The 1016-nt window shown below is 66.9% G+C and carries 1 protein-coding gene; it reads left to right on the forward strand.

The window, feature by feature from the left end; translation table 11 throughout:
• Positions 1 to 346 precede the first annotated feature (346 nt).
• On the forward strand, positions 347 to 1016 hold a 670-nt coding region (locus tag RB628_RS40855; protein WP_318325701.1), incomplete at its 3' end, for a PHP domain-containing protein.

Below are 1016 nucleotides of genomic sequence, written 5' to 3' on the forward strand. Positions count from 1 at the left end.
TCACGCGGAACGCGGCCGGATCGGCGGCCAGGAGCTCGCCGAACGCGGTGTCGAACACGGTGAGGATCTCCTCGCCGCGGTGCTCGGCGCTGAGCTGCGGAACCGACATCGCTGGGTGCCTCCTGGTGCAGGTGGTGCAAGACGAATGGGGCCGGACGGACCGCCCGGCGGGACGGATCACTCCGTCGCCCCTCCAACGTCCGAAGGTACGCCGGAGTGCCCGTGACCCACCCACGAAGGTACGGGGGAGACACCTCCCGCTGTCAGTGCCGAGGCATAGACTTCGTCGCTGTCCCCCCAGACTGCCCGCAGCCTGTCGCCGAGTGTTTTCCATGGAGGCCACGCCGTGTCAAAGCCGCCGTTCACGCACCTGCACGTCCACACCCAGTACTCGCTGCTGGACGGTGCCGCGCGGCTCAAGGACATGTTCAACGCGTGCAACGAGATGGGCATGACCCATATCGCCATGTCCGACCACGGCAACCTCCACGGGGCTTACGACTTCTTCCACACCGCCAAGAAGGCGGGGGTCACGCCGATCATCGGCATCGAGGCGTATGTGGCGCCCGAGTCGCGGCGCAACAAGCGCAAGATCCGGTGGGGCCAGCCGCACCAGAAGCGCGACGACGTGTCCGGTTCGGGTGGTTACACGCACAAGACGATCTGGGCGGCCAACGCGACGGGCCTGCACAACCTCTTCCGGCTCTCCTCGGACGCGTACGCCGAGGGCTGGCTGCAGAAGTGGCCGCGCATGGACAAGGAGACCATCTCCCAGTGGTCCGAGGGGCTCATCGCCTCCACCGGCTGCCCGTCCGGTGAACTCCAGACCCGGCTGCGGCTGGGCCAGTTCGACGAGGCGCTGAAGGCGGCCTCCGAGTACCAGGACATCTTCGGCAAGAACCGGTACTTCCTGGAGCTGATGGACCACGGCATCGAGATCGAACACCGGGTCCGCGACGGACTCCTGGAGATCGGCAAGAAGCTCGGCATCCCGCCCCTGGTGACGAACGACTCGC

Origin of the sequence: Streptomyces sp. ADMS (assembly GCF_033441795.1) — a bacterium.
Classification (GTDB): Bacteria; Actinomycetota; Actinomycetes; order Streptomycetales; family Streptomycetaceae; genus Streptomyces.